Source organism: Bradyrhizobium sp. (assembly GCF_019244115.1).
Classification (GTDB): Bacteria; Pseudomonadota; Alphaproteobacteria; order Rhizobiales; family Xanthobacteraceae; genus Bradyrhizobium.
The window spans coordinates 1-5,700 of the sequence record NZ_JAFATE010000735.1 but is presented as its reverse complement, the minus strand read 5'-3'; the positions used below and the strand labels follow the sequence as shown (position 1 = coordinate 5,700).

Here is a 5,700-nt window from a genome sequence, read left to right as displayed (position 1 = left end):
GGGAGGAGGGAAAGAGAGGATTACAATTGGCGAGCGCTGCCTGATCGGAGCCAACGCCGGCATCGGCATTTCACTGGGTGATGATTGTGTGGTCGAAGCAGGTTGTTATGTCACAGCAGGCGCCCGCTACGTTGTGATCGACAGGCTTCCACTACGGGCTGTGTGGCTTAAAGTGCTAACAGTTTTTCGGAACCGTGCCCGGCTGTTCGTTACCTTCGGCTGGGTCCTATTCCTGGTGTCAATCCCGATCTGTCTTGCCGTCAACGCGACTGGACCTGAACCAGAGCGCAGCCGTTATCGGTCGTGCTCGCATAACGCATTGGTCGGGGACTATTGGCTCAGCTACCACGCGCCGCTGACGGAAGGGGAGACGATAGATGGCAAGCTCTCAGCGTTGGTCGAGTCGTGGCGCCGCAAAGCAGGGGATGGTTGAAGTCAGCTGCTGGCCGACTACAACGAAAATCCAGGTCCGCTGCGATGATGGCGGCCAGGGTAACAGCAGACTCGTTAGGTCCAATGTGAGTTTTTGCAGCTCGTGACCCACTGCGAACGATCTACCACCAGATCATGCGCTCGCCATGAACCAAACGGATGCCGTCGATCTGGTGCTCGAACTCGCTAGGCCGCTCCGGCGGCCAACGTCATAAAAAATTCACGGAACGTGCCGCGACCCAAGCTCGTTCGTTTTTCAAAGCGAGAGGAAAAAGAGTCGTGGGCGAAAACGTCATCGCAGCAATCGTGCTTGCATCGCGGTCTGTCGGGACCGGCAAAGGGGGCACACGACAAAGTCCGGCTGAACTGAATTGGGTGTGAACAGATGCGCCCTTACGGATTCGCGACGATGGGAGATCTGCTGTCACGGCAGCGGCGCCCTATCCAAATTCCAGGCCATTTCCGGTGGGCCGCGCTGGCGGTCATCGGATGCGCCCTTCTCTTCACGGCTCGTCGATCCAAACAAAGATGCGATTGAACAGTTCGTGTACCAGAACTGGTCCGACCGCGCCATGTGTTTGCGACGAGCCGCGATGACGGCGGGTTGCGGCAATGCAGAACGCTTTACTCGCCGCGGCCATCTCGGCATCGATGATCCTGCTTACGCTCCTCGCGTTGTCTTCGTTTCATTGGATCTAGCCGACGTTTTTGAGTCGGCGCGAGCAACCCCGTTCCATGGGCAACCGCGAAACGCCGCCGCGGGTTCGACTGCGCCACAATGGCGAGGTGATTTGCCCGACGGTCAGTTTTTCAGAAATGCTGTCCAGCCCTCCGTCAAAAAATATTCTGCTTTACGAATGCTGTAAATCAGAAGTATGATGCGCGCGTCCCGCCTCGATGCAAGAGGGCGTATCGCGATCGTCACGACACGTGAGGCGGGGATGCGATGGACGTGTAGGTCTCGCCGGACGAGCGAGGCCGATGCGTACAGCAAAGGCGTGTGGTCCTGGCCTCCCGACGCTGAGGTCAAGCGAGCGAGATGATGATCTCGCGCGTGACGGGGGCAAAAAAGCCCGGTCTCCGGGGAGAGCGCGCTATAAGCTGTAAAGCCATCGCGCAGGGAAGGCCGGATTATCCGGCTGAACCTGTGGTTCCTTCCCCGTGCTTTTTGTCGCACGGGGGCCGCGGGTATCAGTCGATACCCGGCCTTCCCTGCGCCCTTGTCATGTCAGAGGGTGCGAATATGAAGCAAAACTCGGGCGCTACCATGCCGCGGGGATGTGGATGGCTGTCTATCGGTCATCCAGGATCTGTAGGGTGGGCAAGGCGCGCCAGCGCCGTGCCCACCGTCTTACAACGGCCGCACGATGGTGGGCACGCTTCGCTTTGCCCACCCTAAATTGTGCGCGGGGGTACTGCAATTTCACACCGACAGCAGGTGGCGGATCAGCGGCAGGAAAAAGATCGCGACATTGATGATCATGCCGAGATTCCAGAGGATCGACCGCAGCCGCGGGCGGTTGCCGACATAGGTCAGCACATAGGCGATCCGCACGATCAAGAACAGCACGGCAAGCTCGTTGATCAGATTCTGGGGCGCACCGCGAAATTCGGCGAGCAGCACCGCGAAGGCAAAGAACGGAAAGCTCTCGATGCCGTTTTGGTGCGCGCCCAGCGCGCGGGCGCGGATGGCGTCCTGATAGAAGGCGCCATCGCGCGGCCTGGAATTGTCATAGGCTCGGCCGCCGATCCATTTGATCGGCACGATCGTGACCAGATAGAGCATCACGCAAAGGAAAACGCACCATTCGGCGACCGTCATGACCCCTCCCGCATGCGGCGATGCCGTTACACTACCGAACCGGCGTTCGGCTTGACAAGATTGAGGCAACGCGCGAATCCACGGCCATCATGACCACCATTGTTTCGATTGCGAATGCGAACTCCCGGGCGGCGTCACGGTCGGAGCGCGTCGGCGTCCTCCTGGTCAACCTCGGCACACCGGATACCGCCGACGCCAAGGGCGTGCGCGCCTACTTAAAGGAATTCTTGTCCGATCCGCGCGTGATCGAGGACCAGGGACTGATCTGGCAGCTGATCCTCAATGGCATCATCCTGCGCAGCCGGCCCCGCACCAAGGCGCGGGACTACCGCAAGATCTGGAACGTCGAGAAGAATGAATCGCCGCTGAAAACCATCACCCGGGCGCAGGCCGAAAAGCTCGCGCGGGCGATCGCCGATCACGATCACGTCGAGGTCGGCTGGGCGATGCGCTACGGCAATCCCTCGATCCGCGTCGGCATCGATGCGCTGATGGCGCGGGGCTGCGACCGTCTGCTCGCCGTGCCGCTCTATCCGCAATATTCGGCGGCGACGTCGGCGACCGTCTGCGACGAGGTGTTTCGCGTGCTGGCGACCCTGCGAGCGCAGCCGACCTTGCGGGTGAGCCCGCCTTACTACGATGATCCGACCTATATCGATGCCGTGGCGGCGTCGATCGAGTCCCATCTTGCAACCCTGCGGTTCAAGCCCGACCTGATCGTGGCCTCCTTTCACGGCATGCCGCGGGACTATGTCGAGAAGGGCGATCCTTATGAAGGGCAGTGCGTCGCCACCGTGCAGGCCTTGCGCAAGCGCTTAGGGCTCGACGAGGGAAAGCTGCTGCTGACGTTCCAGTCGCGCTTCGGCAACGCCGAATGGCTGCAGCCCTACACCGACAAGACAATCGAACGGTTGGCTAGGGACGGCGTGCGCCGGCTCGCGGTCGCGATGCCCGGCTTTGCCGCCGATTGCCTGGAAACGCTGGAAGAGATCGCGCAGGAGAACGCCGAGATTTTTCGGCGCAATGGCGGCGAGGCATTTGCCGCCATTCCCTGCCTCAATGACAGCGAGGCCGGCATCGACGTCATCTGCCAGCTGGTCCTGAGGGAACTGCAGGGCTGGATTTGACGGCTTCATCAAGGCGGCTGTTCCGTCGGCTGACCGAGGCCATTTCGGCCTGTATTTGGCAACCGGGATCGCTCATAGAGGCGGCATCAAGAAGGCCGGTGTGAACCGGCTTCGCCGATGCGCCGACCAAGCAAGTGCCGGCAGGCACCGGACAAGTGCAACTGGCGACCGGTGTCCGCGCAGCAGGAGTAAAACGCGTATGAGTGGTTTTGACATTTTCGCCATCGCCGTGGTGCTGCTCGCCATCGTGACGCTGTTTGCCGGCGTCAAGACGGTGCCGCAGGGCTATGACTGGACCATCGAGCGGTTCGGAAAATACACCCGCACGCTGACGCCAGGGCTCAATCTGATCGTGCCGTATTTCGACCGCGTCGGGCGCCGGATCAACATGATGGAGCAGGTGATCAACATTCCCGAGCAGGAGGTGATCACCAAGGACAATGCCACCGTCACCGCGGATGGCGTCGCGTTCTTCCAGGTGTTCGATGCAGCGAGGGCGAGCTATGAGGTGGCCCACCTCGAAAACGCGATCACGGTCCTGACCATGACCAACATCCGTTCGGTGATGGGCTCGATGGATCTCGACCAGGTGCTGTCGCATCGCGACGAAATCAACGAGCGCCTTCTGCGCGTGGTCGACGCCGCGGTGTCGCCCTGGGGCGTCAAGGTCAACCGCATCGAGATCAAGGACATCGTGCCGCCGGCCGATCTCGTCGAAGCGATGGGCCGGCAGATGAAGGCCGAGCGCGTCAAGCGCGCCGACATTTTGCAGGCCGAGGGCCAGCGCCAGTCGGAAATCCTGCGCGCCGAGGGTGCCAAGCAGGGCCAGATCCTGCAGGCCGAGGGCCGCCGCGAGGCCGCCTTCCGCGACGCCGAGGCGCGCGAGCGCCTTGCCGAAGCCGAGGCCAAGGCGACGCAGATGGTGAGCGAGGCGATTGCCAAGGGCGACGTCGCGGCGCTGAACTATTTTATTGCCGACAAATATATCAAGGCGTTCGGACAGTTCGCGGACGGGTCGAACCAGAAGGTGATCATGCTGCCGGTGGAGGCGACCAGCCTTTTGGGCTCGCTGGCCGGCATCGGCGAGATCGCCAAGGCGACCTTCGGCGAGAGCGCGGCGTCCGCCGCTGCGGCTGCGCGACGCGCCTCGGTGCCGTCGGCCGGGTCGCCGCCGCCGGCCGGTTCGCCGACGCCAACGCAATCATGAGGGCTGCAAAGGGGTCGCCATGACCGAGATGTTTGCCACGCTGGGCACCTGGAACTGGCTGATTTTTGGCGTCATCCTGATGGCGCTGGAGCTGCTCGCGCCTGGTGTGTTCCTGTTCTGGCTCGGTCTTGCCGCGCTGCTTGTCGGGCTCATCTCCTTTGTCGTGCAGCCGTCATGGCAGGCCCAGATCCTGATGTTTGCGGCCTTTGTCACCGCGGCCGTGCCGCTCTGGCGCCGCCTGGCGCGCGCGGGCGAGGCGGCAAGCGCGGACAACCCTTTCCTCAACCGCCGTTCGCAGGCGCTGGTGGGGCGCGTCTTCACGCTGGAGAAGCCGATCGTCGACGGCGCCGGCACGGTGCGGATCGACGACACGGTCTGGCGCGTCGCCGGGCCCGATACGCCGGCCGGCACGCGGGTGCGCGTGGTCGAAGCCAAGGGCGCCAACCTGACGGTGGCTGCTGCGTAGCGAGGTCATCCGATGCGCGGCCGAAGGACGAAACAGCTACGCGACGCCGGCGCGCAAGAGGTCATGCATGTGCAGTACGCCGACCGGCTTGTTGGCGTCGGTCACGATCAGCGTCGTGATCTTTGCCGAATTGAGAATCTCGACCGCCTCCGACGCCAGCGAGTCGCGGCCGATCGTCCGCGGATTTTTCGTCATCACTTCATCGACCAGCAAGTTGACGAGGTCCGGGCGCATCTGGCGGCGCAAATCGCCGTCAGTGATGATGCCGGCAAGCTGGCCGCGGCCGTCGACGATCAGGACGCAGCCGAGCCCCTTTGCGGTCATCTCGACCAGCGCGTCCGACATGGTTGTGCCCAGCGGTTTCAGCGGCACCTGATCGCCCGAGCGCATCAGGTCGCTGGTGTGCTTGAGCATCGCCCCGAGCTTGCCGCCCGGATGGAAGTTGGCGAATTGCAACGCGGTAAAGCCGCGGCTTTCCAACAGTGCAATCGCGAGCGCATCGCCGATCGCGGCCTGCATCAGCGTCGAGGTGGTCGGCGCCAGATTGTGCGGACAGGCCTCGCGCGCTTTCGGCAGTTCCAGCACGATCCGCGCCGCCTGGCCGAGCGAGGAGGCGGCATTCGAGGTGATCGCGATCATCGGGATC

6 protein-coding genes are annotated in these 5,700 nt (G+C 62.7%); 4 read left to right on the top strand and 2 right to left on the bottom strand.

Annotated elements, in window-relative coordinates; all coding sequences use genetic code 11:
• Positions 1 to 433 (top strand): DapH/DapD/GlmU-related protein (locus JOZ76_RS31690; RefSeq protein ID WP_291705332.1); only part of this gene is annotated, 433 nt, incomplete at its 5' end.
• A gap of 1,422 nt (positions 434 to 1,855) precedes the next feature.
• Here the strand turns inward: JOZ76_RS31690 and JOZ76_RS31685 are convergent.
• Complete coding sequence (locus tag JOZ76_RS31685; protein ID WP_291705331.1) at positions 1,856 to 2,254, bottom strand: MAPEG family protein; 399 nt, start codon at positions 2,252 to 2,254, stop codon at positions 1,856 to 1,858.
• Positions 2,255 to 2,343: 89 nt separating this feature from the next.
• Between JOZ76_RS31685 and hemH the strand changes: the two genes are divergently transcribed.
• The 3 genes from hemH (at position 2,344) to JOZ76_RS31670 (ending at position 5,054) form a co-directional block, all read left to right on the top strand.
• Positions 2,344 to 3,381, top strand: coding sequence for a ferrochelatase (gene hemH, locus JOZ76_RS31680; RefSeq protein ID WP_291705330.1), 1,038 nt, complete (start codon positions 2,344 to 2,346; stop codon positions 3,379 to 3,381).
• A 199-nt stretch (positions 3,382 to 3,580) separates the two neighbouring features.
• Positions 3,581 to 4,588 (top strand): SPFH domain-containing protein, encoded by a 1,008-nt coding sequence (locus JOZ76_RS31675; protein WP_291705329.1) that lies wholly within the window; start codon positions 3,581 to 3,583, stop codon positions 4,586 to 4,588.
• Between the two features lie 19 nt (positions 4,589 to 4,607).
• Positions 4,608 to 5,054, top strand: a complete 447-nt coding sequence (locus JOZ76_RS31670; RefSeq protein WP_291705328.1) for an NfeD family protein — start codon at positions 4,608 to 4,610, stop codon at positions 5,052 to 5,054.
• Positions 5,055 to 5,090: 36 nt separating this feature from the next.
• Here JOZ76_RS31670 and JOZ76_RS31665 read toward each other — a convergent pair.
• The coding region (locus tag JOZ76_RS31665) for a CBS domain-containing protein (protein ID WP_291705327.1) at positions 5,091 to 5,700 on the bottom strand (610 nt) is incomplete at its 5' end.

Excerpts from the sequence above, each read along its gene's own strand:
- hemH (WP_291705330.1), top strand. The coding sequence starts at position 2,344 with ATGACCACCATTGTTTCGATTGCGAATGCGAACTCCCGGGCGGCGTCA.
- JOZ76_RS31675 (WP_291705329.1), top strand. The coding sequence starts at position 3,581 with ATGAGTGGTTTTGACATTTTCGCCATCGCCGTGGTGCTGCTCGCCATC.
- JOZ76_RS31670 (WP_291705328.1), top strand. The coding sequence starts at position 4,608 with ATGACCGAGATGTTTGCCACGCTGGGCACCTGGAACTGGCTGATTTTT.
- JOZ76_RS31685 (WP_291705331.1), bottom strand. The coding sequence starts at position 2,254 with ATGACGGTCGCCGAATGGTGCGTTTTCCTTTGCGTGATGCTCTATCTG.